20 protein-coding genes and 1 pseudogene are annotated in these 25,567 nt (G+C 73.4%); 13 read left to right on the top strand and 8 right to left on the bottom strand.

Going from position 1 to position 25,567, the window contains the following annotated elements; genetic code table 11:
- Positions 1 to 23: 23 nt before the first annotated feature.
- From ACFW48_RS11880 to ACFW48_RS11855, 6 genes are all read left to right on the top strand, one after another.
- On the top strand, positions 24 to 1,010 hold the full coding sequence (locus ACFW48_RS11880) for a carbohydrate ABC transporter permease (protein ID WP_386313119.1): 987 nt from the start codon (positions 24 to 26) through the stop codon (positions 1,008 to 1,010).
- The gene (locus ACFW48_RS11875; protein ID WP_386313117.1) at positions 1,007 to 1,870 is read left to right on the top strand and encodes a carbohydrate ABC transporter permease; all 864 of its coding nucleotides are present in this window, start codon (positions 1,007 to 1,009) and stop codon (positions 1,868 to 1,870) included. The genes ACFW48_RS11880 and ACFW48_RS11875 overlap by 4 nt, the downstream gene beginning before the upstream one ends.
- The gene (locus tag ACFW48_RS11870) at positions 1,867 to 2,898 is read left to right on the top strand and encodes a hydroxyacid dehydrogenase (RefSeq protein WP_386313115.1); all 1,032 of its coding nucleotides are present in this window, start codon (positions 1,867 to 1,869) and stop codon (positions 2,896 to 2,898) included. The genes ACFW48_RS11875 and ACFW48_RS11870 overlap by 4 nt, the downstream gene beginning before the upstream one ends.
- Positions 2,895 to 4,790, top strand: a complete 1,896-nt coding sequence (locus ACFW48_RS11865; protein WP_386313112.1) for a DUF2264 domain-containing protein — start codon at positions 2,895 to 2,897, stop codon at positions 4,788 to 4,790. The genes ACFW48_RS11870 and ACFW48_RS11865 overlap by 4 nt, the downstream gene beginning before the upstream one ends.
- A gap of 157 nt (positions 4,791 to 4,947) precedes the next feature.
- A complete protein-coding gene (locus ACFW48_RS11860) occupies positions 4,948 to 5,178 on the top strand; it encodes a hypothetical protein (protein WP_386313110.1) in 231 nt (76 codons plus the stop codon).
- A 136-nt stretch (positions 5,179 to 5,314) separates the two neighbouring features.
- The gene (locus ACFW48_RS11855; protein ID WP_386313107.1) at positions 5,315 to 7,594 is read left to right on the top strand and encodes a catalase; all 2,280 of its coding nucleotides are present in this window, start codon (positions 5,315 to 5,317) and stop codon (positions 7,592 to 7,594) included.
- 54 nt (positions 7,595 to 7,648) lie between these two features.
- Here ACFW48_RS11855 and ACFW48_RS11850 read toward each other — a convergent pair whose 3' ends face one another.
- Both ACFW48_RS11850 and ACFW48_RS11845 read right to left on the bottom strand, forming a co-directional pair.
- The gene (locus ACFW48_RS11850; protein ID WP_386313104.1) at positions 7,649 to 8,530 is read right to left on the bottom strand and encodes a YegS/Rv2252/BmrU family lipid kinase; all 882 of its coding nucleotides are present in this window, start codon (positions 8,528 to 8,530) and stop codon (positions 7,649 to 7,651) included.
- A gap of 73 nt (positions 8,531 to 8,603) precedes the next feature.
- Entirely contained in the window at positions 8,604 to 10,202 is a 1,599-nt protein-coding gene (locus ACFW48_RS11845) for an FAD-binding oxidoreductase (protein ID WP_386313102.1), read from the bottom strand.
- 94 nt (positions 10,203 to 10,296) lie between these two features.
- Here ACFW48_RS11845 and ACFW48_RS11840 point away from each other — a divergent pair, with 94 nt between their 5' ends.
- On the top strand, positions 10,297 to 10,914 hold the full coding sequence (locus ACFW48_RS11840; protein ID WP_386313099.1) for a TetR/AcrR family transcriptional regulator: 618 nt from the start codon (positions 10,297 to 10,299) through the stop codon (positions 10,912 to 10,914).
- Positions 10,911 to 12,500 (top strand): glycerol-3-phosphate dehydrogenase/oxidase, encoded by a 1,590-nt coding sequence (locus ACFW48_RS11835; protein WP_386313096.1) that lies wholly within the window; start codon positions 10,911 to 10,913, stop codon positions 12,498 to 12,500. Before ACFW48_RS11840 ends, ACFW48_RS11835 begins: the two co-directional genes overlap by 4 nt.
- A gap of 33 nt (positions 12,501 to 12,533) precedes the next feature.
- Here the strand turns inward: ACFW48_RS11835 and ACFW48_RS11830 are convergent, their stop codons facing one another.
- Positions 12,534 to 12,812, bottom strand: a complete 279-nt coding sequence (locus tag ACFW48_RS11830; protein WP_345628937.1) for a hypothetical protein — start codon at positions 12,810 to 12,812, stop codon at positions 12,534 to 12,536.
- A 160-nt stretch (positions 12,813 to 12,972) separates the two neighbouring features.
- Here ACFW48_RS11830 and ACFW48_RS11825 point away from each other — a divergent pair, with 160 nt between their 5' ends.
- Positions 12,973 to 13,338: an STAS domain-containing protein gene (locus ACFW48_RS11825; protein ID WP_386313095.1), complete on the top strand. Its 366-nt coding sequence runs from the start codon at positions 12,973 to 12,975 to the stop codon at positions 13,336 to 13,338.
- Positions 13,339 to 13,344: 6 nt separating this feature from the next.
- Here the strand turns inward: ACFW48_RS11825 and ACFW48_RS11820 are convergent, their stop codons facing one another.
- Positions 13,345 to 13,773 (bottom strand): ATP-binding protein, encoded by a 429-nt coding sequence (locus tag ACFW48_RS11820; protein WP_386313092.1) that lies wholly within the window; start codon positions 13,771 to 13,773, stop codon positions 13,345 to 13,347.
- A gap of 265 nt (positions 13,774 to 14,038) precedes the next feature.
- Entirely contained in the window at positions 14,039 to 15,388 is a 1,350-nt protein-coding gene (locus tag ACFW48_RS11815; RefSeq protein WP_386313089.1) for an endo-1,4-beta-xylanase, read from the bottom strand.
- A gap of 225 nt (positions 15,389 to 15,613) precedes the next feature.
- On the opposite strand from ACFW48_RS11815, the gene ACFW48_RS11810 reads away from it, so the two are divergent.
- Both ACFW48_RS11810 and ACFW48_RS11805 read left to right on the top strand, forming a co-directional pair.
- Positions 15,614 to 18,160, top strand: coding sequence for a SpoIIE family protein phosphatase (locus tag ACFW48_RS11810; protein ID WP_386313087.1), 2,547 nt, complete (start codon positions 15,614 to 15,616; stop codon positions 18,158 to 18,160).
- A 232-nt stretch (positions 18,161 to 18,392) separates the two neighbouring features.
- Positions 18,393 to 21,002 (top strand): SpoIIE family protein phosphatase, encoded by a 2,610-nt coding sequence (locus ACFW48_RS11805; RefSeq protein WP_386313085.1) that lies wholly within the window; start codon positions 18,393 to 18,395, stop codon positions 21,000 to 21,002.
- A 336-nt stretch (positions 21,003 to 21,338) separates the two neighbouring features.
- Here the strand turns inward: ACFW48_RS11805 and ACFW48_RS11800 are convergent, their stop codons facing one another.
- A complete protein-coding gene (locus ACFW48_RS11800; protein ID WP_073728798.1) occupies positions 21,339 to 21,512 on the bottom strand; it encodes a CsbD family protein in 174 nt (57 codons plus the stop codon).
- Between the two features lie 157 nt (positions 21,513 to 21,669).
- Between ACFW48_RS11800 and ACFW48_RS11795 the strand changes: the two genes are divergently transcribed.
- Entirely contained in the window at positions 21,670 to 21,816 is a 147-nt protein-coding gene (locus ACFW48_RS11795; RefSeq protein WP_121745416.1) for a hypothetical protein, read from the top strand.
- Between the two features lie 37 nt (positions 21,817 to 21,853).
- On the opposite strand, the gene ACFW48_RS11790 is transcribed toward ACFW48_RS11795, so the two are convergent.
- On the bottom strand, positions 21,854 to 23,338 hold the full coding sequence (locus ACFW48_RS11790; RefSeq protein ID WP_386313948.1) for an MFS transporter: 1,485 nt from the start codon (positions 23,336 to 23,338) through the stop codon (positions 21,854 to 21,856).
- A 217-nt stretch (positions 23,339 to 23,555) separates the two neighbouring features.
- On the opposite strand from ACFW48_RS11790, the gene ACFW48_RS11785 reads away from it, so the two are divergent.
- Positions 23,556 to 24,920, top strand: coding sequence for an FAD-dependent oxidoreductase (locus ACFW48_RS11785; RefSeq protein WP_386313082.1), 1,365 nt, complete (start codon positions 23,556 to 23,558; stop codon positions 24,918 to 24,920).
- Between the two features lie 67 nt (positions 24,921 to 24,987).
- Here ACFW48_RS11785 and ACFW48_RS11780 read toward each other — a convergent pair.
- Positions 24,988 to 25,393 (bottom strand): annotated as a pseudogene (locus tag ACFW48_RS11780) (DUF3224 domain-containing protein).
- Positions 25,394 to 25,567 lie beyond the last annotated feature (174 nt).

Here is a 25,567-nt window from a genome sequence, read left to right as displayed (position 1 = left end):
CGACGAAAGGCAGGTGACACCCCATGACCACGACCACCCAGCCCCGGGTGCCGGCCGGCGCGTCCCGCGCCACCGCCCCGGCGCCCTCCGTATCCGGCCTGCGCGCCCGCAGAGCGGCAAGGCGGCGGCAACTGACCGCCGCCGGCGTCCTGATGACGCCGTTCTTCGCCCTGCTGGTCACCGTCTTCCTGATCCCCGTCGGCACGGCCGTCTACCTGAGCTTCTTCAGTGACGACCAGCCCGGCCTCGGCTTCGGCCCCGAGCGCCAGGTCTTCGTCGGACTGCGGTCCTACGCTGCCGTGCTCACCGACCCCACCTTCCTCGGCGGGCTCGGCACGGTCGCGCTGTACTGCCTGATCTACATCCCGCTGATGGTCGTCGGCGCGCTCGCCCTCGCCCTGCTGCTGGACTCCGGGGTGGTCCGGCTGCGCGCCTTCGCCCAACTCGGCCTGTTCCTGCCGCACGCGGTGCCCGGCATCATCGCCGCGCTGATCTGGCTGTACCTGTACACGCCCGGCATCAGCCCGGTCATCGAACTCTTCGCCCAGGGCGACATCACGATCGACTTTCTCGGCGTGCACACGGTCATCCCGTCCATCGTGAACATCGCCCTGTGGAGCAACCTCGGCTACAACATGGTGGTCTTCTACGCCGCCCTGCAGGCCGTGCCCCGCGAGGTGATCGAGGCGTCCGTGGTCGACGGTGCGGGACCGGTGCGCACGGCGCTCCAGGTGAAGACGCCGCTGGTGCGTGCCTCGATCGTCATGGTCGCCATCTTCACCCTGATCTGGGCGCTCCAGCTCTTCACGGAGCCGATGCTGCTCAACCAGTCCTCCCCCATGGTCAGCTCCCGTTTCTCGCCGAGCATGTACATCTACGACGCGGCCTTCACCCGCAACAACTACAGCCTCGCGGCGGCCGCCTCGGTGGTCCTGCTGGTGTGCACCATCGCCCTGTCCTACGGCGTCACCCGCTTCACCAGCCGCGCCGACTCCGAGGAGGCCCGATGAGTGCCACCGACAGCTCCCTGCTCCGCCCGAGGCTGCTGGGCCGGGCGACGGTCAACGTGGTCGTCGCGATCTCCGTCCTCTACACGCTGCTGCCGGTGCTGTGGCTGGTGCTCGCCTCCACGAAGACCCGGGACGCGCTGTTCAGCAGCGACCTGCTGTCCCTGAGCGACTTCTCCTTCGGACAGAACCTCACGGACCTGTTCGCCATGGACGGCGGGCTGTACGGCCGCTGGTACGTCAACAGCCTGCTGTACGCGGTGCTCGGCGCCGCCGTCGGCGCGCTGGTGAGCGTGGCCTGCGGCTACGCCTTCGACAAGTACCGCTTCCGGCACAAGGAGAAGCTGTTCGGCCTGGTGCTGGCGGCGGTCATGGTGCCGCAGACGGTCCTCGCGCTGCCGCTGTACCTGATGGCCTCCGAGGCCGGCCTGGTCAACACCTTCTGGGCGGTGTTCATCCCGGTGCTGTTCAACCCGTTCGGCGTCTACCTCGGCCGTATCTTCGCGCGGGGCTACGTGCCCGACGAGGTGCTGGAGGCGGCTCGCGTGGACGGGGCGGGCGAGCTGACCACGTACGCCCGGGTGGCGCTCAGGATGCTCGGTCCCGGCCTGATCACCGTCTTCCTCTTCCAGCTCACCGCGATCTGGAACAACTTCTTCCTGCCCATGGTGATGCTGTCCGACCAGGACCTGTATCCCGTCAGTCTCGGCCTGTACCAGTGGAACAGCGCGGCGTCCGTCTCGCCGGAGTACTACCCCGTGGTGATCATGGGTTCACTGCTGGCCGTACTGCCGCTCATCCTCGCCTTCGTCCTGCTCCAGCGCTTCTGGCGGAGCGGGCTGACCGCCGGAGCCGTCAAGTGACCCTGTACGCCCCAGGACCCGGCTTCCGGCCCCGTGCCGCCGTGGCCATGTCCCCGGACGCCGCCTCGGCCGTCCTCGACCCCCAGACCCTCGGCGCGTTCCGCCGGGTCTGCGAGCTGGCGCCGTTCCCGGTGCTGGACGACCTCACCGCACCGCGGGCCGGATCCGTGCTGGCCGACGTGGACCTGCTGATCACCGGCTGGGGCTGCCCCCGGCTGGACGCGGAGGTGCTGCGGGCGGCGCCGCGGCTGCGGGCCGTGGTGCACACGGCCGGCAGTGTCCGCGGGCATGTCACCGACGCGTGCTGGGAGCGGGGGATCGAGGTCTCCTCGGCCGCCGCGGCCAACGCGCTGCCCGTGGCGGAGTACACGCTCGGCATGATTCTGCTCACCGGCAAGCGGGTGCTGGAGCGGGCCCGCGACTACCGGGTGTCCCGGACGCGCGGCAACTGGCTGCGCACCCCGCGCGGCGTCGGCAACTACCGCCGCACGGTGGGCATCCTGTCGGCCTCGCTGATCGGCCGCCGGGTCGTCGAGCTGCTGCGGCCGCACGACATCGAGGTCCTCCTGCACGACCCGTACGTCAGCGACGCGGACGCCGCCGAACTGGGCGTCGAACGCGTCGAGCTGCCGGAGCTGTTCGCGCGCTGCGACACCGTCAGCGTGCACACCCCGCTGCTGCCCACGACGCGCGGGCTGGTGAGCCGTGCCCTGATCGACGCCATGCCGGCCGACGCGGTGCTGATCAACACCTCCCGCGGTGCGGTCGTCGAGCAGGAGGCGCTCACCGACGCGGTGCTGGCGGGCCGGATCCGGGCGGTGCTGGACGTCACCGACCCCGAGGTGCTGCCGCCGGACCACCCGCTGTGGGAGTGCGAGAACGCGCTGATCACCCCGCACCTCGCCGGTTCCGAGGGCAACGAGTGGCGCCGCCTGGCCGACCTCGCGCTCGCCGAGACGACCCGCTGGGCGTCCGGTGCCGGCTTCCTCCACCCCGTACGACGCGAAAGGCTGGCGTTCCTGGCATGAGCATCCCGTTCGAACTGCCCACCGAGGACCGTGCGCTGAGCCCGTACACCGGTTACACCCGGGCGCACTGGGAGGCCGTCGCGGACGGGCTGCTGTGGGCCGCGTGGCGCTGGAGCACCCCGGGCCGCGCCCTGCTCGACCTGCCGGGGCGCCCTTCGCGCTCGGGCGCGCGCTCCGACGGGCTGGAGGGGTTCGCCCGGACGTTCCTCGCGGCGGCCTTCCGCGTCGCGGGCGCCGACGGCGAGGACCCGCACGGCTGGCTGGAGCGCTACGCGCGCGGCCTGGCCTCGGGCACCCTCACCCCCGGCCGCGACGACACCGAGTCCTGGCCGCTGATCCTCGACCACGACGTGCAGGGCCAGCCCATGGTCGAGTCGGCGTCGGTCGCGCTCGGGCTGCGGCTCACCGCGCCCTGGCTGTGGAAGAACCTCGACGCCGGGGTCCAGGACCGGGTGGAGGAGTGGCTGCGCGGGGCGCTGCGGCACGTGCCGGCGCCGAACAACTGGTACCTGTTCCCGTACACGGTCGCCGGGTTCCTGGAGTCGGTCGGCCGCGGTGACGCCCAGACGGCCGCGGCCCGGGAGCGGGCGCTGGAGCTGATGGAGGGCTGGTACCGGGGCGAGGGCTGGTACGCCGACGGCGACGGACGCGCCTTCGACCACTACAACGGCTGGGCGCTGCACCTGTACCCGGTGCTGGACGCCCACCTCTCCGGCGACACCGGGCAGGCCGCCCGGTACGGCGACCGGCTGCGCGCGCACCTCGAAGGCTTCGGTCTGATGTTCGGCGGGGACGGGGCGCCGCTGCACTACGGCCGTTCGCTGTCGTACCGGTTCGCCGCCGGTGCCGCCGTGGGTCTGGGCGCGGTCACCGGGCACACGCCGCTGACGCCGGGCGCCTCGCGGCGGCTGGCGAGCGGCAGTCTGCGCTACTTCATGGAACGCGGCGCGCTGACCGACGACGGGCTGCTGAGCCTGGGCTGGCACGGCCCGCACGAGGCCACCCTCCAGACCTACTCCGGTCCCGCCTCCCCCTACTGGGCGTCCAAGGCGTTCGTGTCCCTCCTCGCCCCCGCCGGCCACCCGCTGTGGACGGCCACGGAGGAGGCCGCGCCGGTGGAGGAGGCCGACCGGGTGCTGGCCCTGCCCGCGCCTGGGCTGCTGGTGCAGTCGACGCGCGGCGACGGGATCGTACGGCTGCACAACCACGGCAGCGACCATGTCCGGCCGCACGAGGGCGAGTCGGCCGCCGAGGACGACCCGCACTACGGGCGGCAGGCCTACTCCACCCGAACGGGTCCCACGGCGTCCGGGAACATCGCGGACAACCACCTCTCGGTGGAAGTGAACGGCCGGCGCAGCGTGCGGCGCCGCGTCCACCCGCTCGGCGCGGGACACGGCGACGGCTGGGGCTGGGCGGCGTCCTGGCACCGGCCCGCCTTCGCCGGCGGGCCCCCGATGGTGCCGGGACTGCGGGTGGAGAGCGTGACGGTGGCACGGGGGCCGTACGAGCTGCGGGTGCACCGGGTGGTCGGGGCACCCGGCAAGGCCCGCCTCACACACACCGGGTGGGCCACCGGCCCGGAGGAGCCCCTGGTCTCGGCGCTGCACGGCCTGCACGGCTGGCGCCCCGAGCCGGAGACCGTCCGCGCCCCGCAGGGCACCGCCTACGCTCCGTGGGCCGAGCTGCCCCGGCTGTCCGGCGACGCGGGCGGCACCTCCCTGCACGCCTGCCTGGCCGCGCTCACGGGGGAGCCCGGTCCCGGTCCGCTCGCGGAGGCGGTCACGGAGGTCGTGGCCGATGACACCGGCGTCGAGGTGGTCTGGGCGGACGGCGGCGGGCGCACCCGGGTCTCGTTCGAACCGGTGGGGGTGACGCACGAGGTGAGCTAGGGCGTCCCGGGGCGAGCCACGGCCCGCGAGGGCCCCGACCGGTACCTCACCGGGCCGGGGCCCTCCCCCGTGGGCCCTCCCCCGTGCGCGCGCCTCCGGTGGCGCGTCGCCCCCGGCCCGGTGACGCTGGTACGGCACCGGTGAGAAGGAGCCCCCCATGCGCAAGTCGTCGTGGACCGTGATCGCGGCCCTGGCCGTGTCGGTACTGTGCGCCGCTCCGGCGCAGGCCGCCGTACCCCGCGCCGAGCACGTACCGGTCGACGTGACGCCGACCGAGTGCATCCAGGGCGGCGGAGTGATCATCATCTCGGTGGACGGGTCGTCGGGGACGGGCTCCTTCACGAAGCGCTGTCAGGGCGGCACGCACGACGGGGAGACCGTCACCTGAGACGGCCGCCTCCGTTCCCTCGCGCCCATGCCTTGAGTCCCGCTCGCTGGGTACGCGGTCACGGCCCACCACGGCAGTCGGTACTCGAACACGACCGGCCGCGTGCAGCGGCCCGCCCAGAACGGAGAAGAGGCTGATGAGCGAGGCCAACCCCCTCAAGCGGGTAGCCCACAAGGTCACCGAGAGCCTGCAGGGCGAGGGTGGCGGACCGGCAGAGGGGATTCCCGGCAAGCCCGGCCCCGAGTCGCCCCCCGTCGCCGAACCCACCGAGCCCCGGGAGCCGCTGCCCCCGAAGCCGGACCAGACCGGCCCGGACACCGTGTCGCCGACCGGTCAGCCCACGGGAGCCGACCAGGCCCGGGTGGCGCAGTCCGGCAGCTATCTGACGAACGCTCAGGGCACGCGGCTGTACGACACGGACCACTCGCTGAAGGCCGGGCCGCGCGGGCCCGTGCTGCTGCAGGACCATCACCTGCGCGAGAAGGTCATGCACTTCGACCACGAGCGCATCCCGGAGCGCGTGGTGCACGCCCGGGGCGCGGGCGCGCACGGGGTCTTCCAGAGCTACGGCACGGCGGCCTCCGTGACCAAGGCGGGGTTCCTCGCCGCGGACGTGGAGACACCGGTGTTCACGCGGTTCTCCACGGTGGTCGGCTCGCGGGGGTCGTCGGACACGGTGCGGGACACCCGGGGTTTCGCGACGAAGTTCTACACCAGTGAGGGCGTCTTCGACCTGGTCGGCAACAACATCCCGGTCTTCTTCATCCAGGACGCCATCAAGTTCCCGGACGTCGTGCACGCCGCGAAGCCGCACCCCGACCGGGAGATCCCGCAGGCGCAGAGCGCGCACGACACCTTCTGGGACTTCGTGTCGCTGCACACCGAGGCGACCCACCACACCATCTTCTTCATGGGCGACCGCGGCATCCCGCGCTCCTACCGGATGATGGAGGGCTTCGGCGTCCACACCTTCCGGCTGGTGAACGCCGCGGGCGAGACCACGCTGGTCAAGTTCCACTGGAAGCCAAAGCTTGGCGTGCACTCCCTGGTGTGGGACGAGGCGCAGATGATCAACGGCATCGACCCGGACTTCCACCGCCGGGACCTCGCCGACGCGATCGAGGCGGGCGCGTACCCGCAGTGGGAGCTGGGCATCCAGACCTTCCCGGACAACCCGGAGCAGACCTTCGAGGGCATCGACCTGCTGGACCCGACGAACATCGTCCCGGAGGAGCTGGCGCCGGTGCAGCCGGTCGGGCTGCTGACGCTGAACCGGAACCCGTCGAACTTCTTCGCCGAGACCGAGCAGATCGCCTTCCACGTCGGCCACCTCGTCCCGGGCATCGACGTCACCGACGACCCGCTGCTCGCGGGGCGGCTGTTCTCGTACCTGGACACCCAGATCACGCGTCTGGGCGGTCCCAACTTCCCGCAGCTGCCCATCAACCGTCCCCAGGCGCCGGTCAACGACATGCTGCGTGACGGTATGCACCAGACGGCCGTGCACCGGGGCGTGGCGCCCTACCGGCCCAACTCCCTGGACGGCGGCTGCCCGTTCACCGCCGGGGCGGACATGAGCGCCTTCGTGGAGGCGCCGGTCCGGGTCCCGGAGGCGACCAAGGTGCGGGAGGCGCCGGAGTCGTTCGCGGACCACTTCAGCCAGCCCCGCCGCTTCTGGCTGAGCATGAGCCCGGTGGAGCGCGAGCACATCATCGGCGCCTACACCTTCGAGCTGGGCAAGTGCTACGAACAGGCCATCAGGGAGCGGACACTTCAGGTCCTGGCCAACATCGACCCGGAGTTGTGCGCGGGCGTCGCCGAGGGCCTCGGCCTGCCCGCCCCGAAACCGACCGTGCCGCTGGCCGACGTCGAGCCCAGCCCGGCGCTGTCCCAGGTCGGCCGGACCTGGCCCCTCGACGGCCGGGTCGTCGGCATCGTCACCGGCGGCGCGGACCTGGAGGGCGTGACGGCCGTACGGGAGGCGGTGCTGAACGCCGGGATGGTGCCGCTCGTCGTGGCGCCGACCGGCGGCACCATCGGCGCGGGCGACGCGGCACTGACCGTACAGCGCAGCTACGTCACCGCACGGTCCGTCGAGTTCGACGCCGTCCTGGTGGCGGGGACACCGGACATGGGCGGCGACGCCTACACCCCGCGGGACTACAAGGCCACTCCGCCGCCCGCGCGGCCGGGGACGATCGACCCCCGGGTGAGCCTCATGGTGTCGGAGGCGTACCGGCACGGCAAGGCGATCGGCGTGTGGGCGGGCGGCGAGGCCGCGCTCGACGCGTCGGGTGTGCCCACCGACGCCGCCGGCGTGGTCGTCGCGGCGTCCGGCACCGCCGCCCTGGAGCAGGTCACGGAGCTGATGGGCGCCCACCGGGTGTGGGAACGCTTCACCACGCCCCGGGGCTGATCCGCCCACCCGCCGGGCCGGTCGCTGTCTTCGGCGCCCGGCCCGGCGGCGTGTTCAGCACAGGACTCTCAGCGCACCGGGAAGCACTCTCGCCGTGACGGGTACGACGGCCTCGACCTCGCCGTCGGCGCCGTAGGGTATCGCCCGGTCGGCCTCGATGCGGACCTCCCGGCCCCGCAGGACACGCACCTGCGGCCTGCGGACGTGGACGCCCGAGCCGAGTTCGTTCATGAGGGCGAAGAAGAGCCGCCGCGGCGCGTCGTGGATCATCACGACCTCCAGCAGGCCGTCGTCCACCCGGGCGGAGGGCGCGATGAGGCGGTTGGACCCGTAGTAGCCGGAGTTGGCGGCCACGGCGGTGTAGCCGGTGAACGCGTGCTCCTCGCCGTCGACGGTGACGCGGTAGCGCGTCGCGCGCCAGGTGGTGATCGCGCGCAGCGCGCCGGCGTAGTAGGAGGCGGTGCCGCGCAGCAGGCGCGCCTGGTTGGCGTGGTGGTTGGCGAGGGCGTCGACCCCGGCGTAGACGCTGCCGAGCACGACGGTGCGGTCGTGGACGGCCGAGGTGACCTCGATGGTGTCGACGGGGCGCGGCTCGCCCCGCAGCAGCACCTCGGCGAGGGCGGCGGGCTCGGTGGGCAGCTCCAGCGCGCGGGCGAAGTCGTTGCCGCGGCCGGCCGGCACGAGGCCGAGCAGGGCCCCGGTGCCGCTGAGGGCGCCGCCGATCCCGCCGGCCATGCCGTCGCCGCCGACGGCGAGCACCACCCGGCCGCGCTGCCCGGCCCGCCGGGCGAGATCCCGGGCGTGCGCGAGGCTGCGGCTGTACTCCGTCTCCAGCTCCGCCCCCGCCTCCCGCAGCAGCCGGGCGACCCCGAGCAGCGCGGCGGCCGAGGTGGCGCCGCCCGCGGTGGGGTTGACGACGGCGGTGAACTGTCGCATCGATGTGCCTCCGGGCTGACGGGTGGTGCCGGACTGTTGTCTCACGCGGTCGGAGCGAGCTGCTGTGCGGGATTCAGCCGTCGGGCAGCAGGACGCCCGGGCTGAGCACTCCGGCGGGATCCAGGCTCCGCTTGACCGCGCGCAGTGCCTCGATGCCGAGGGGGCCCGCCTCCCGGACGTACCAGTCGCGGTGGTCGGTGCCGACCCCGTGGTGGTGGGTGATGGTGCCGCCCGCGGCGAGGATCGCCTCGTTGGCGGCGTGCTTGGCGCGAGTCCAGTGCGCCAGGGCGTCGTCACCCTGGGCCGAGACGACGGTGAAGTACAGGGAGGCGCCGTTCTCGTAGACGTGGGAGATGTGGCACATGACCAGGGGCGGGGTGCCGGCCTCGGTGAGGGTGCCGGTGAGCGCGTCGCGGACGGCGGCGTACAGCGCGGGGACGCGCGACCAGTAGGTCGCCGTCTCCAGGGTCTCGGCGAGCGCCCCGGCGTCCAGCAGGGAGTCGCGCAGGTACGGCGCCGAGTACCGGCCGTGGGCCCAGCGCTCCCCCGGTTCCTCGCCGGCGAAGGTGCCACCGCTCTCGCGCAGTACGGCGGCGGCGCCGTCGCGGCGGTGGGCGGTGTCCTCCTCGGTGCCCTCGAAGCCGACAACGGCCAGGCATCCGGCGTCCTGCTGCGCGAGTGAAGCGCCGATGGCGTCGGGCTGGGCGAGGCCGATCAGCGTCTCCGTCTCGTCGGACAGCCGCAGCACCGTCGGGCGCGGGCCGTCCTGGGCGAGCCGGCGCAGGGCCGCGGCGCCCTTGTCGAAGGAGGCGAAGCGCCAGCCCTCGTAGCGGCGGACCTTCGGCACGGGCTTCACTCGCACGGTGACGGACGTGATGACACCGAAGGCGCCCTCCGAGCCCAGTACGAGCTGGCGCAGGTCGGGGCCGGCCGCCGAGCGCGGAGCGCGGCCCGTGTCGAGGGTGCCCTCGGGGGCGGCGAGGGTGAGGCCCAGGACCATCTCGTCGAAGCGTCCGTAACCGGCGGAGGCCTGTCCGCTTGAGCGGGTCGCGGCGAAGCCGCCGATGGTGGCCCACTCGTAGGACTGGGGGAAGTGGCCGAGGGTGTAACCGTGCTCGGCGAGGAGCGCCTCTGCCTCGGGGGCGCGCAGGCCTGGTTGCAGGGTGGCGGTCCGGGAGACCTCGTCGAGGTCGAGCAGGCGGTTCATGCGGCGCAGGTCGAGGGCGACGAAGGTGCCGTCACGGCCGGGGGCGAGGCCGCCGACGACGGAGGTGCCGCCGCCGAAGGGGACGAGGGCGAGACCGTGCGCGGCGCAGGCCTCCAGGACGGCGAGCACCTCGCCGTGGCTGTCCGGCAGGACGACGGCGGCCGGGGTGCCGGCGGTGTCGCCGGTCCGCATCCGCAGCAGGTCGGGGGTGGACTTGCCGCGGGTGCGGCGGATCCGGGTCTCCGCGTCCGTGCACACGTCGTCCGCGCGGTCGCCCACGGCGGCCTCCAGCGCACGGCGGGCGGCCTCGTCCAGCGGCGACTCGGGTACGTCGATCTCCTCCAGCGGGACGGACGCGGCGTCGCGGGGCTTGACGCCGAGCAGCTCGCGCAGCAGCCCGGTCACCGTGTCGGGCAGCGGCGTCGCCCGGGCCGGGTCGCCCCAGCCGTTCCACAGCATGTCCATTGCCTGTCGTCCTCACGGTCGGTTCGGGAGAGGTGCCTTCGGAACGCCATCGGGACGCGGTCCGCACGGCCCCACTGGCGTTACACTGTTACACATGACGCCTAACCGTCACAACAACTCGGGCCGACCGAACACCTCGGACAACGACGCCGTGCTGGACGCCGTGCGCGACTGCGTACTGGCCGTCGGGGTCCGCCGTACGACGATGACCGACGTCGCCCGCCGCGCCGGCGTCTCCCGGATGACGCTGTACCGGCGCTATCCGGACGTGCGGACCCTGGTCGGCGACCTGATGACCCGGGAGTGGATCGCGGTGGCCACCGGCGCCATCCCCGAGCCCCGGCCCGGCCTGGGCACGCGCCCGCGCATCGTCGAAGGGCTCGTGACCGGGGTCGAGGCGTTCCGCGCCCATCCACTCTTCCGCAAGATCGTCGACGTCGATCCCGAACTGCTCCTGCCCTACGTCCTCGACCGGCGCGGGGCGAGCCAGGAGGCGCTGCTGGGGCTGCTGGCCGACGCGCTCGGCGAGGGCCACGCCGACGGGTCGGTGCGCCCGGCCCACACCGGTCGGCAGGCCCGCTCCGTGCTGCTGATCGTCCAGTCCTTCGCCCTGTCGCTGCGGACCATGACCGACGAGGACGACGCCGAGCTGGCCCCCGCGGCCTTCCTCGCGGAGCTGCGCACCATCCTGGAGAGGACCCTCACGCCATGAGCCCCACCAGCAGCACCCCCGCCGCCGGGGCCTCCCTGTCCGCCGGGCGGCGCTCGCGCGAGCTGACCGACGCCGTCGGCGGCCCCGTCGTGGACGTCCTGGTCGTCGGTCTCGGCGCGACCGGTGCCGGCGCCGCCCTGGACGCCGCGGCCCGCGGTCTGAGCGTCGTCGCCGTGGACGCCCAGGACCTGGCCTTCGGCACCTCCCGCTGGAGTTCCAAACTCATCCACGGCGGCCTGCGCTACCTCGCCTCCGCCCAGCTCGACGTCGCCCACGAGAGCGCGGTGGAGCGCGGTGTGCTCATGGAGCGCACCGCGCCCCATCTGGTGCGCGCGCAGCCCTTCGTGCTGCCGCTGACGCCCATGGTCTCCCGTGGGCAGGCCGCGCTGGCCTGGGCCGGGTTCCGGGCCGGCGACACCCTGCGGCTGGCGGCGCGCACGGCCCGGGCCACGCTGCCCGCGCCGCGCCGGCTGTCCGCCGTGGAGACCCGCCACCTCGCGCCGACGCTGCGTTCCGACCGGCTGCGCGGCGGGCTGCTGTCCTGGGACGGCCGGCTCACCGACGACGCCCGGCTGGTGACCGCGCTGGCCCGGACCGCCGCCGCGCGCGGTGCCCGGATCCTGACGCGGGTGAGGGCCCTGGAGCTGACCTCTTCCGGCGCCCGGATACGCGACGGGCTCACCGGCGAGGAGGGCGTGATCCGCGCCCGCGCGGTGGTCAACGCCTCCGGCGTGTGGGCCGGTGACCTGGTGGACGGCATCCGGGTCCGGCCCTCCCGCGGCACCCACCTGGTCCTGCGCTCCGACCGGCTCGGGCCGCTGCCCGCCGGCCTGCACGTGCCGATCCCCGGGGAGACCAACCGCTTCGTCCTGGTCCTGCCCCAGGGCGACGGCCGCGTCTACGTCGGACTGACCGACGAGCCCGTAGAAGGGGAGATCCCGGACGTGCCCGAGGTGCCCGAGACCGACGTCGGATTCCTGCTCGACGTGCTCGGCTCCGTGCTGGACGTGCCGGTCCACCGCGAGGACGTGGTGGGCGCCTTCGCGGGCCTGCGCCCCCTGCTGGACACCACGTCCGCCGACCGCCCCGGCGGCGGGGCCCGCACGGCGGACGTCTCGCGCCGGCACGCCGTGCTCACCTCGTCGGAGGGCGTGATCACCGTGGTCGGCGGAAAACTCACCACGTACCGGCGCATGGCCGAGGACGCCGTGGACGCCGCCGTCGCCGCCCGCCGCCTCGGCGCCGGCCCGTCCCCCACCGCCGCGCTGCCACTGGTCGGCGCCGCCGCGCCGCACACCCTGGCCGCGCTGCGGGCGCCGCGCCGCCTGGTGCAGCGCTACGGCACCGAGGCACCGGCCGTGCGGGCGCTCGCCGACCGGGACCCCCGGCTCGGCGAGCGCGTCCTGCCGGACCACCCCGTCACCGGGGCCGAACTGCTCTGGGCGCTGCGCCACGAGGGGGCCCTGGACGAGGCCGACCTGCTCGACCGCCGCACCCGCATCGGGCTGGTGCCCGAGGACCGGGCGGCGGCGCTGGAGGCCGCACGCGGCCTCGTCGACGAGGTCACGGCCGCCCGGCGGGGCTGAAACCGGTCCGGTGCCGGACCCGCCGGGGACCGGTCAGGTGCCCTGCCCTCCGTCCTGGACGGCCTTGCGAACCTTCGCCTCCAACTTGTGCCGGGACTGACCCCCCTCCTTGACGTACTCCGTCATCGCGGACTGCGCGTCCCGGTCCAGGTCGCGCCAGGCCCGTACGGCGGTCTCGTACGTGTGGGACTGCCGTTGGGTCCACTGATGCTGCGTGGGAGGCCCGTACGAGTCCCGCAGCTCCTCGACCCGGTGCCGGGCCAGGTCCGCCGCGCGACGCTTGTGCACGAGCTCTTCGAATGTGTGAGCCACCACATCTCGACCGTAGTCAGAGGAGCGCCATCGCGCGCGTCGAGACCTTGACCGGCGGTCCGGGCGCCGCCGGTCTGCGCAAGTCGCCCACGCGGACCCCCAAGAGCCATAACATCGAGCCACCGAGGACGGCCGGGCATATGCGAGAAGTGAGGGAAGCGTGGCGGACATCGAGGGAGCGGCAGTACCGGAGCGGCTGCTGATCACCCGTACCACCACGGGCGACGGCGTCAGCCTCGTCCTGCTCGCCGGAGAAGTCGATCTCGACGGCAGCAGTCAGCTCCGCGACGTCCTGCTGTCCTGTGTGCAGACGGCGCCGGGCACGGTGGTCGACTTCGGCGAGGTGGTCTTCCTGGACTCCAGCGGCATAAACGTGCTCATCTCCGCGCACCGGGCCGCCGAGTCCCGCGGCGTCTGGTTGCGGCTCGCCGCACCGCAGCACGCCGTCGAGCGCGTGCTGCGACTCGTGGGCGTGGACACACTCATCGCCTGCTACCCGACCGTCGAGCAGGCCCTCGCGGCCTGACGCGGATCAGCGCAGCGGCAGGCGCGCGTACACCGTCTTCCCCGTCGCGTGCGGCTTGGTGATGACCTCGTCGCACAGGCGCGTCACGATCTCCAGACCGTGCCGGCCGACCCGCAGGGGATCGCGGGGCAGGAACGTGGGGAACCCGTCCCCCGTGTCCGACACCGCGATCTCCACTCCGTCGTCCAGCAGGGTCAGTTCCAGGCGGCAGGGACCGGGCGCGTGACGGAGCGCGTTCGTCACCAGCTCGCTGGCGACCAGGCGGGCGGCGTCCAGGAAGCTGTCGGCCAGGTCCACCCCCTTGTCGCCCAGTCCCGCGACGAAGCCGTGCACGACGTCCCGGGAGGCCGGGATCATCGCCGATCCGCCCCTGAACTCCACCGCCGTGGACACGACCGAGGCGTCCGCGGCATCGGGTCTGTGCGCCGGAGTCATACAGAGCCTCACCGTCCGGTCCGGGGCCGAGTAGGGGAGCGCATGCCCCTGTTCCTTCACGATACGCACCCGGGCGGTTTTCACGATCTCTTTGCCCCAACTTCCGCCGGACGCGCCGTTTTTCGGACAGGCTCGGGCCGAGTGCGCCGGAAAGGGCGCCGTCCCGGTCGGCGACGGGCACGGCCGGGTCTCGTGACGAGGCGCACCGGGTCACCCCGAGCCCTCGTGGACTTCGGGGCGCCCCGGTGCGCCGGACAGGCCCCGATCAGGAGGCGGTGCAGGCTCCGACCGCGGGTGTGGCGTCGCTCCCGTTCTTCGACACGGTGAACCCGAAGCTGGTCGACGCGCCGGCCGCCAGGGAGCCGTTCCAACTCGGCCGCGCCGTCATGACGTTGCCGCCGCCGTCCCAGGTCGGCGTGGCGTTCCAGGTGGCCTGGACCTGCTGCGGCGAGGCGAAGGTGACGGTCGTCGTCCAGGAGGCGATCGGTTCGCCGCCCGCGGTGATGGTGACCTGGCCGTTGTAGCCGCTGCTCCAGTCGGCGGTCCTGGTGTACGTGGCGGTGCAGCTCGCCGTGCCGTTGCCCGGGTCGCCGCCGCCGTCACCGCCCAGGGCGGTCAGGACGGCGCCGTAGGCGGGCTTCTCCTGGTAGTCGCCGTCGAAGAGCAGCGGGGTGCCGCCACTGCGCCACGAGTACTTGTCGGTGACGCCCCAGACGGTGATGCCGGTACAGCGGTCCACGGCGAGACATGCCTCGACCACGTTGGCGTAGCTGTTGGCCTGCGCCGTGCCGGAGCCCTCGATGTCGAGTTCGGTGATCTGCACGTCGACGCCGAGGTCGGCGAAGCGCTGGAGGTTGGCCTGGAAGTCGGAGGGGACCGGGGAGGCACTGTTGAAGTGGCCCTGGAAACCGACGCAGTCGATGGGCACGCCACGGGACTTGAAGTCCTTGACCATGTCGTAGACGGCATTGCTCTTCGCGTTGACGCCGTCGGTGTTGTAGTCGTTGTAGCAGAGCTTGGCGGCCGGGTCGGCGGCGCGGGCGGTGCGGAACGCCTCCTCTATGAAGCCGTTGCCCAGCTTGTCCTGGAAGGGCGAGCTGCGCCGGGCGCCGCTGCCGCCGTCCTGGAAGGCCTCGTTGACGACGTCCCAGCTGTGGATCTGGCCCTTGTAGTGGCCCATCACGCCGTTGATGTGGTTGTTCATGGCGGTGCGCAGATCGGCCGCGCCGAGGCCGCCCACCCAGGAGGGCAGCTGCGAGTGCCAGACGAGGGTGTGGCCGCGGACGTCCATGCCCTGGCTCCGGGCGTGGTCCACGACCTGGTCGGCGGCGCCGAAGGTGAAGTTGCCCCGGCTGGGCTCGGTGGCGTCCCACTTCATCTCGTTCTCGGGTGTCGCCGAGGTGAACTCGCGGTTCAGCGTGGAGACGTAGTCGGCCTCGTCGAGGTGGCTCGCCGCGACGGCGGTGCCGAAGTAGCGGCCCTGGCCTGCCGCCGCGGATCCGAGCGTGTCGGCGGCTCGGGCGGCGTCGGCGGAGTGGGTCGCGGCCGTCAGCGCCGCGGCGGCGACGAGACCGGCGGTGGCCGCTCTCGACAGACGTAGCAGAGTCATGCGCATGTCATCCCGTTCCTTGAATCGGTGTGCGGAGCCGTTCGGAAGGGCAGGAAACTCCGAAAGTTTCGGATTTATTTCCGAATGTCGCGGAGGAGGTTACGGACTGCCGTCCGCGAGGTCAACGCCCGTCGCGGTCACCCGCGCGGCCCGACCGCGTGCGCGACCCGGGTGTCGTGGCGCATTCTTGCTGTGTCGCCCGCGTGACGGCGCACGGACGAGGTGGGGCCGATGAGTGCAGGCGCCGAGGACGCAGACCGCATGCCCGGGCGGCTGACGGCGCTGCTGATCGACGCCTGCGCCCAGGCCATCAGCGCGACCGGCGGCCACGCGGGGGGCGTCTACCTGCGCTCCCGCACCCCCGGCCTGCTGCGGCTGGCCGTCCTCGCCGGACTGCCCGGGCCGCTCTTCCGGCCCTGGTGGCGACTGCACGCCGACAGCCCGTTCCCGGTCGCCGACGCCTACCGGCTGGGCGTCCGGGTGGTGCTGCCCAACGCCACGGAGACGATGCGCCGGTATCCGCAGTTCGCGGCAGGCCTGCCGTTCCCGTTCGGGTCCCTGTACGTGCCCGTCGCCGGCGCGGCGCGGACGTACGGCGTCCTGACGGTCCTGCGTCCCTCCGCCTCCGACACCGCCGAGGCGCTGGACGGCCTCGACCGGATGGAGCGGCTGGCGCAGGAACTCGGGTCGGCCCTGGAACGGCTGGACGAGGACCGGGACGCCCCGCCGGTCGCGTGGGACGGCGACCCGCTGTGCCTGCGGCCGCCCCCGGCCGAACGGCACGCGCCGCGCACCGGAAGTTTCGCCTGGGACCCGGCCACCGGTGCCGTCACCGTCGACGAGCCGCTGTGCGCCCTGCTCGGCGTGACCGCGGCCACCGACGGACCCGCCACCGCCTCACTCGGCACACTCACCGACGCCCTGGCCCCCGACGAGGGGCACCGGATCGCCGCGGCGCTGCGCCAGACGGCCGCCGGCCGGCCGCCTCCGCTGCCCCTGTACGTGCGTGCCGCCGACGGTGCGCTGCTCCTGGTGGAACTGTGGAAACCACAGGCCGCGCCGCCCGCCGACGGCCCGGTGCGCGGCGTCGTACGCGACACGTCCGCCGGCGCCGTGGCCGACGCCGCGGCCGACCTGCTTCCGGACGGCGTGTTCTGCGTGGACCGGCTGGGCACGATCGTCTACGCCAATCCGCGCGCCGCCGCGCTGCTGGGGCGGCCACGGGCGCGGCTGCTCGGCCACTCCCTGTGGGAGGCCGTGCCCTGGCTGGACCAGGTGGCCTACGAGGATCATCTCCGCGGTGCCCTGCTGTCCCCCGAGCCGGTCCACTTCCATGTCCGGCGCCCGCCCGACGGCAGCCTGCGGACCGCGCCGCAGCCCTACGAGGGGGACTGGCTCGCCGTCTCCGTGCATCCCGGGCCGGACCTCCTGACGGGCACGCTCCGCCCCGCCAACCGGGTGGCCGACGCGTCCGCCTGCCTCACGCCCGAGCACGGCGCACCGGAGACGGCGTCCGGCACCGGCCCTGCCGTGGCCGCCACGGCACCCGTGTACCGCCCCATCGTCCTGGCCGTGGCCCTGACCGAGGCGGTCACCGCCCGCCAGGTCTCCGCCGTGGTCGTGCGCGAACTGCTCCCGGCGTTCGGCGGCCGGCGACTCGCCATCTACCTGCTCCAGGACCGGCATCTGTACCTGGCGTGGGAGACCGGCTTCCCGCCGGGCTTCCTCGCGCCCTTCGAGGGAGTGGCCCTGGATGCCCGGCTGCCCGGGGTCGAGACGCTGACCAGCGGCCGGCCGCTCTTCTTCGACTCGATGCAGGCGCTGGCCGCCGCGTACCCGGGCATCCCGCTGGACGCCACCGAGGGCGCCCGCGCCTTCCTGCCGCTGATCGCCTCCGGGCGCCCGGTCGGCTCCTGCATCCTCGGCTTCGACCGGGCCCGCGGCTTCGGCACCGAGGAACGCGCGGTCCTCACCGCCCTCGCCGGCGTGATCGCCCACGCCATGGAGAAGGCCCGGCGCTACGAGACCGAGACCGCGCTCGCCCGCGGACTCCAGCGGGCCCTGCTGCCCCGCCGGCTGCCCGCGCATCCCCTGCTGGAGACCGCGGGGCGCTATCTGCCGGGGACCCAGGGCATGGACGTGGGCGGCGACTGGTACGACGTCGTCGCCTCGGGGGACGGCATGGCCCTGGTCATCGGCGACGTGCAGGGGCACGGCGTGCAGGCGGCGGCCACGATGGGGCAACTGCGCAGCGCCGTGCGCGCCTTCGCCCTCGGCGACCGTCCGCCCGACGAGGTGCTGAGCGGCGTCAACCACCTGCTGACCGATCTGGACCCGGGGCTGTTCGCGAGCTGCTGCTACATCCGGCTCGACCCGGCCACCGGACGGGCGTGCGCGGCCCGCGCGGGGCACCCGCCGCCGCTCCTGCGCCACCCGGACGGACGCACCGAGGCACTGGACCTGCCCGGCGGGGTGGTGCTCGGTGTGGACCCCGGCGCGCCGTACCCGCTGACGGAGTTCCGCGTCGAGCCCGGTGCCGTCCTCGCCCTCTACACGGACGGGCTGGTGGAGCGGCCCGGCACCGACATCGACGACGGCATCACCGCCCTGCGGCTGGCCCTGGCCAGGGCCGGTGCGCCCGCCGCACGGCCGGGAAGCCGTTCGCTGGCGGGCGTCGCCGACCGGATCGTCGTCGCCGCCCGGCACGCCACGGACCGCCCCGACGACATCGCCCTGCTGCTCGCCACGCGCCGCCACCGGCCCGGAAGTCCGCGGTGAGGACCGCTCCACGCCCGGGCCCGGTGGGCCACTCCGTCACCGGGGGCGCCCCTCGCCTCCTCGGGCCCGGCAGTGTAGACATGGGCACATGGTCCGACTGATGGGTCGATCGGGAGAGCGGTCACCCCGTCGTCCCAGCGGCCCGCTCGCCCGGTACCGGCGAGACGCGGACCGGTCACGGCGGGGGGCGGACGCGGGACGGCGGCGGCGTGCCGCGGCACTGCGCTCGGCCATGTCCGGACGCAGCGTCGCCGGCCAGGTCTTCGCCATGAACGTGGTCATCGTGCTGCTGCTCGTGGTGGCCGCGGCCGTCGCGCTGGTGCTCCAGGTACGTCACGACAGCACGGTCGAGGCCCGCAACCGGTCCGTCGCCGTGGCCGCGACGTTCGCCAACTCCCCCGGCATCCGCGAGGCCCTGCGCAGTCCCGACCCCACGGCGGTGCTCCAGCCCCGGGCCGAGGCGGCGCGCAGGGCGACGGGCGTCGACTTCATCGTCGTCATGAACACCGACGGCATCCGCTACACCCATCCCAAACCCGACCGCATCGGCAAGGAGTTCGTGGGGAACACCGCACCCGCGCTGGCCGGGGAGACGGTGACGGAGGAGATCGAGGGGACCATCGGCCCGCTGGTCCAGGCCGTCGTGCCCGTCGAGGCGCCCGACGGGACGGTCGTGGGCCTGGTCTCGGCCGGCATCACGACGGAGAACGTGGGCGGGGCGGCCGAACGGCAGCTGCCGCTGGTGCTGATCGTGGCGGGCGTCGGACTGGCCCTGGCGACGGCGGGCACGGCGCTCGTCAGCCGGCGGCTGCTGCGGCAGACGCACGGCCTGGGACCGCACGAGATGACCCGGATGTACGAACACCACGACGCGGTTCTGCACAGCGTCCGGGAGGGCGTGCTCATCGTCGGCGGCGAGGGCGGACTGCTGCTCGCCAACGACGAGGCACAGCGCCTGCTCGACCTGCCCGACGACGCGGAGGGACGGCACGTCCTCGGCCTCGGGCTCCCGGACGACACGGCGGAGCTGCTGGCCTCCGGACGGGTCGCCACCGACGAGGTGCACCTGGTCAAGGACCGGTTGTTGGCGGTCAACCAGCGGCCCACGGACGTACGGGGCGGCCCGGCAGGCAGCGTCGCCACGCTCCGCGACTCCACGGAGCTGCGCGCCCTGTCCGGCCGGGCCGAGACCGCCCGGGAACGCCTGGACATCCTGTACGCCGCCGGCGTGGGCATCGGCACGAGCCTGGACGTCACCCGTACCGCCGAGGAGCTGGCGGAGCTGGCCGTACCCCGGTTCGCGGACTACGTCAGCGTGGACCTGTTCGACACCGTGCTGGCCGGCGGCCAGCCGGGAGGCGTGACCCCGCTGCGCCGCGCCGCGCTCGGCGGCATCCGTGAAGAGGTCCCGCTCTACCCCGTGGGGCGGCAGATCCGCTTCGTCACCTCCTCTCCGCAGGGCCGCTCCCTGCAGACCGGCCGGCCCGTGCTGGAGCCCCGCCTCGGCGAGGCCCGGGGCTGGCAGGCGCAGGACCTCGAACGCTCGGCGCAGGTGGTGGAGTACGGCGTCCACTCCCTGATCACCGCACCGCTGCGCGCGGGCACCCTGGTGCTCGGGGTGGTCAGCTTCTGGCGTTCGGAGAAGCCCGAGCCCTTCGACGAGGACGAGCTGGTCCTCGCCGAGGAACTGGTCGCGCGCGCCGCGGTCTCCATCGACAACGCGCGCCGCTACACCCGCGAACACAGCATGGCGGTGACCCTCCAGCGCAGTCTGCTGCCCCGCAGGATGCCCGAGCAGAACGCCCTGGACATCGCCTACCGGTACCTGCCCGCGCAGGCCGGGGTCGGCGGGGACTGGTTCGACGTGCTGCCGCTGTCGGGGGCCCGGGTGGCGCTCGTGGTCGGCGACGTCGTCGGACACGGACTGCACGCCGCGGCCACCATGGGGCGGCTGCGGACGGCGGTGCACAACTTCACCGCCCTCGACCTGCCGCCCGACGAGCTGCTCGGTCTGCTGGACGAGCTGGTCGGCCGCATCGACCAGGACGAGGCGGCCGACGACGGCACCGCCCCGGTCACCGGCGCGACCTGCCTCTACGCGATCTACGACCCGGTCTCCAGTTCCTGTGTGATCGCGCGGGCGGGCCACCCCCCGCCCGCGCTGATCCGGCCGGACGGAGGTGTGGAGTTCCCCGAGGTGCCCGCCGGTCCCCCGCTGGGCCTGGGCGGCCTTCCGTTCGAGACGACCGAGCTGCGCCTGGCGGAGGGCAGCCGCCTGGTCCTGTACACCGACGGGCTCGTCGAGGACCGGGAGCACGACATCGACGTCGGCCTCGAACACCTGCGCCAGGCGCTGGAGACGGCCGGCGAGTCGCCCGAGGAGACCTGCCGGACCGTCCTGGACGCCCGTCTCCCGGACCGGCCGGGCGACGACATCGCCCTGCTCGTCGCCCGCACCCGCGCGCTCGGTCCGGACCGGGTCGCCGAGTGGCAGGTGCCGAACGACCCGGCGGCGGTCGGCGAGGTACGCGCCCAGGTCACCCGACGGCTGGCCGAGTGGGGGCTGGACGAGCTGACGTTCACGACGGAGCTGATCCTGAGCGAGCTGGTCACCAACGCGATCCGCTACGGCGGCGAGACCGTCCATGTCCGGGTGCTGCGCGACCGCAGCCTGATCTGCGAGGTGTTCGACAGCAGCAGCACCTCACCCCACCTGCGCTACGCGGCCATGACGGACGAGGGCGGGCGCGGGCTGTTCCTCGTCGCGCAGCTCGCGGAGCGCTGGGGCACCCGCTACACGCCGGGTGGCAAGGTCATCTGGGCGGAGCAGCCGGTGCCCTGACGGGCGCGGACGCCGACCTCGGCCACTTCGCCGGTCCGTACCGATTCGCGCATGGTGGGTGCCCGGCGAAGAAGGAGATCGCCATGCGGTCGGTGTCGAGCGCGGAGAACCCCTCGCTCGACCGGAAGGCGCAGTGCGAGCACGTCGAGGACAGCCGCGGCTGTACCGCGGGCGACCTCGACCTCGACCCGCCGCCGGCCTGGCACGTGTACGGGGACGCCCACCACGCCGGCTGGCCGCGACGCCGGGCACGACGTAGGCCGCGGAACCGGCCGTGTGCCGGGTTCCGCGGCCCGTGTGCCGCCATCGGTTCCGGTGTCGGTGCCGGTCCCGGTGTCAGTGCCGGAACGTGTCCTTGCCCTTCTCCTTGGCCTGCCGGGCGTCGCCCTTGGACTGCTCGGCGCGGCCCTCGGCCGTCATCCTCTCGTTGCCGACGGCCCGGCCGGCCGCTTCCTTGGCCTTCCCCTTGGCCTGTTCCATCTTGGCCTTGGACTTCTGATTGCCGGCCACAGTTGCTCACCTCACGGCGTTCATTCGCTTCCGATGTCCTGCACTGCGGGTCGCCCGTGACCGCCGGGTCAAACCCGGCGACGGCCGCCGGGGTGAGCGCGGGGCCGCGGGGTAGGAGGACGGACAAGCACGTCACTCGTCGACTCGGAGGAACGTCATGGCCGGAATGCTGGACCGGATCAAGCGCTTCGCGCGCAGCCCGCAGGGCCGCCGGGCGACGGAGCAGGTACGCCGGGCCGCCTCGGACCCCCGCCGCCGCGCGCAGGCCCAACAGATGCTCCGGAAGTTCGGCAAGCGCCGCTGAGCGCGCCGGGCCGGTTCGCCGTCGTGTCGGGAGCGTCTCAGCCCTGACCCGCGTGGGTGTGGCTGTGGGACGTCTCCGGCGGGCAGCGTCCGGCGTTCTCGGAGCGGTCCCGTCGCCAGTCGAGGACCGCGACGGTCAGCGCGCACAGCATGGCGGCGACCCCCGAGCCGACCGACAGGGCCACGGCCTCGTGGTAGTCGCCGTGGGTGGCGTTGAGCGTCAGGTAGAACAGCCCCGGCAGCGCGGCGGTGCCCACGGCGCCGCCGAGGCGCTGTCCCGTCTGCAGCGCGCCCCCGGCGGCGCCCGCCATCCGCACCGGGACGTCCCGCAGCGTCATCGTGATGTTCGGGGAGATCACACAGCCACTGCCGAGCCCGCCGACGAGCAGGGCCGGGGCCGCGATCCAGGCGGCCCGGTCGGAGGGTGCGAGCCAGAGCACCAGCGCGGTCGTGCCGAGTCCCAGCATGACGGCGACGAGACCCCAGACGGTCAGCAGCCGCCCCAGCCGGTCGACCAGCCGCCCCGCCACGGCCGCCGCGGCGGCGGAGCCCACGGCGAACGGGGTCACCGCCAGACCGGACATGAGGGGCGAGAAGCCCAGCCCGTTCTGGAAGAAGAGCGCGAACACGAGCCACACCCCGCTGAACCCGACGAAGTACAACGCGGCCAGAGCCGCGCCCGTGACGTAGCCGCGGGTCTCGGTGAGCAGGCCGGGCTCCAGCAGCGGTTGCCCGTCGCGGCGGGCGACGCGGCGCTCCCACCGCGCGAAGGCGAACAGGACGAGCAGTCCCGCCGGGAAGAGCCACCACACCCTGCCCACTCCGCCGCCCTCGGCGAGCACGAGCGGCAGCATCAGGGCCAGGATTCCGGCGCCGAGGAGCAGCACGCCCACCGGATCCAGCCGCCCCCGGCCCCCGGGGGCCACCCGGGGCAGCAGACGGAAGCCGAGCAGGAGGGCGAGAGCGCCGACCGGCACGTTGACGTAGAAGATCCACCGCCAGCCCTCGGGGCCGGCCAGCGCCAGGATCAGACCGCCGACGACCGGTCCCACGGCGCTGGAGACACCCACGGTGGCACCGAACAGACCGAACGCGCGCCCGCGTTCGGCGCCCCGGAACATCTGCTGGATCAGTGCCGAGTTCTGCGGCGCGACGCAGCCCGCGGCGACTCCCTGGGCGAGCCGGGCGACCACCAGCAGTTCGATGCCCGGTGCCGCCCCGGCGGCGGCGCTGAAGAGCACGAAGGCGGCCAGCGCGACGAGGAAGACACGGCGCCTGCCGAACGCGTCGCCGATCCGGCCCGCCGTCACCAGGGTGAGGGCGAACGCGAGGGCGTAGCCGGACACGACCCACTGCACGGACGCCGCGGAGGCGTGCAGCCCCCGCTGCATGGACGGCAGGGCGACCGCGACGATGGTCACGTCCAGCAGGGTCATGAAACCGGCGACCAGGGTCACCCAGAGGGCCCGCCAGCGGTTCGGGTCCGGGTGGTCGTCCGGACGGTGCACGCAGACTCCCCTCATGAGGTGGACGCGGGTCGCGGTGACCGCGCCCCACGCCTGCGTCACCCGTGACCGGGGGTTCAAACCCGGGCCACAGAGTCGGACCACAAAGCCGGACCATGAGAGCCCATAAGCCGCCCTTATGCCCTCATAGACCGGACCCGCGTACCGACTTAGGCTTGCCTTAGCTTAGGCTTCCCCACGAGTCGATCTATCACCGCTCGAAGGGAACCTGAACATGCCCCGCCCTCTGCGGGTAGCCATCGTCGGATCGGGCCCGGCCGGGATCTACGCCGCCGACGCCCTGCTCAAGTCCGAAGTGGCCGCCGACCCCGGTGTGTCCATAGACATCTTCGAGCGCATGCCCGCCCCGTTCGGACTGATCCGTTACGGCGTCGCCCCCGACCACCCGCGGATCAAGGGCATCATCACGGCCCTGCACCAGGTGCTCGACAAGCCGCAGATCCGCCTCTTCGGCAACGTGGACTACCCGACCGACGTCAGCCTGGACGATCTGCGCGCCTTCTACGACGGTGTGATCTTCGCCACGGGGGCCACGGCGGACCGGGCGCTCTCCGTCCCCGGCATCGAGCTCGACGGCTCGTACGGGGCCGCCGACTTCGTCGCCTGGTACGACGGCCACCCCGACTTCCCGCGCACCTGGCCGCTGGAGGCGGAGAAGGTCGCCGTCCTCGGTGTCGGCAACGTCGCCCTGGACATCGCGCGCGTCCTCGCCAAGACGGCGGACGAGCTGCTGCCGACCGAGATCCCGCCGAACGTCTACGAGGGCCTCAAGGCCAACAAGGCGCTGGAGGTCCACGTCTTCGGCCGCCGCGGCCCGGCGCAGGCGAAGTTCAGCCCGATGGAGCTGCGGGAGCTGGACCACTCCCCCAACATCGAGGTCATCGTCGACCCCGAGGACATCGACTACGACGACGGCTCGATCGCCACCCGGCGCGGCAACAAGCAGGCCGACATGGTCGCCAAGACCCTGGAGAACTGGGCGATCCGCGACGTCGGCGACCGGCCGCACAAGCTGTTCCTGCACTTCTTCGAGTCGCCCTCCGAAATCCTCGGGGAGGACGGCAAGGTCGTCGGCCTGCGCACCGAGCGCACCGAGCTGGACGGCACCGGCAACGTCAAGGGCACTGGCGAGTTCAAGGACTGGGACGTCCAGGCGGTCTACCGGGCCGTCGGCTACCTGTCCGACCAACTGCCCAAGCTGCCCTGGGACATCGACTCGGGCACGGTCCCGGACGAGGGCGGCCGGGTGATCCAGGAGTCCGGCGAGCACCTGCAGTCGACGTACGTCACCGGCTGGATCCGGCGCGGCCCGGTCGGCCTGATCGGTCACACCAAGGGCGACGCCAACGAGACGGTGTCCAACCTGCTGGACGACTTCGCGAACGGTCGGCTGCAGACGCCCGCCTCGCCCGCTCCGGAGGCCGTGGACGCCTTCCTCGCCGAGCGGAACGTCCGCTTCACCACCTGGGACGGCTGGTACAAGCTCGACGCCGCGGAGAAGGCACTGGGCGAGCCGCAGGGCCGCGAGCGCGTGAAGCTCGTCGAGCGCGAGGACATGCTCCGGGAGAGCGGCGCCTGAGCCGTGCCGTCGTGACGCGCGTGCCGGGGCCGGTCCAGGCCCCGGCACCGGTCGTCCCGGGTCGGGTTCAGCCGAGCTCGTACTCGAACCAGACCCGGTGCGTGCCGTCGGCGTCGACCGCCAGTCCGCCGGCCCCCGAGATGCCGGCCAGTTCCCCGGTGCCGCTGGACGGTACGACGGTGAAGAACTCGGCGGAGCGGTCACTGCCGGTCGTCGTCGCCGAGTGCACGAAGTTGAACGCGCCGTCCCGGCCGTTCAGCGTGCCCTCGAAGGACTCCATGGCCAGATAGGTCCCGACACCGGTCTGCTGGTCGAAGGCGGCGGTGAACACGGTCGCCGAGCGGCCGGCGACCTCCCCCTCGAACCGCTTCTCCATCGTCGCCACCCCCACCGAGCCCGGTGGTCACGGCGGGATCCGGCGTCACGTCCGCCGGGGTGAAGGCTTTCACTGAGAACGTTCCGGTCGCTTTCATCCGGCGACCGTATCGCCCGCCACTGACAGCGGCGGTCACAACGGCCGGGGGCCCGCGGGGGGTGCCCCCCCGGCCCCCGGCCCGGGGGGGTGCTGCCGGGGGGCGACCGCCACCGCGGTCTCGATCCGGCGCCGGTGGTGGGGGGCCCTCGCCCGGGTGGCGCGGCGCGCGGCG

Origin of the sequence: Streptomyces sp. NPDC058812 (assembly GCF_042744565.1) — a bacterium.
In the GTDB taxonomy this organism is placed as follows: domain Bacteria; phylum Actinomycetota; class Actinomycetes; order Streptomycetales; family Streptomycetaceae; genus Streptomyces; species Streptomyces thinghirensis.
The sequence above is the reverse complement of the archived record's forward strand: the minus strand, read 5'-3'. Positions and strand labels throughout refer to the sequence as shown.